Source organism: Polaromonas sp. P1_G1 (assembly GCF_056405595.1).
The window spans coordinates 1-433 of sequence record NZ_JBFUBU010000204.1; the positions used below are offsets into that span (position 1 = coordinate 1).

Sequence of the window (433 nt, forward strand, 5' to 3'; positions counted from 1 at the left end):
AAAGAGAACTTCCTCTACACGCACTTCGACGAGATGACCGAGATCATGAAGGCGTATGACGTGAGCTACTCGCTGGGTGATGGCCTGCGCCCCGGCAGTGGCGCGGATGCGAATGACGAAGCCCAGTTTGCCGAGCTGCGCACCTTGGGTGAGCTGACGCACAAGGCCTGGCAGCAGGACGTGCAGGTGATGATCGAAGGCCCCGGCCACGTGCCCATGCACATGGTGCAGGCCAATATGACCGAGCAGCTCAAGCACTGCGGCGAAGCCCCGTTCTACACGCTTGGCCCCCTGACCACCGACATTGCGCCCGGTTACGACCACATCACCAGCGGCATTGGCGCCGCCATGATTGGCTGGTTCGGTACCGCCATGCTCTGCTATGTCACGCCTAAGGAACACCTGGGCTTGCCCGACCGCGAAGACGTGAAGG

General features: G+C 61.9%; 1 protein-coding gene. It reads left to right on the top strand.

Going from position 1 to position 433, the window contains the following annotated elements; all coding sequences use genetic code 11:
- Window positions 1-433: phosphomethylpyrimidine synthase ThiC (locus AC1D1Y_RS26485; RefSeq protein WP_477684966.1), on the top strand; the 433-nt coding region annotated here is incomplete at both ends.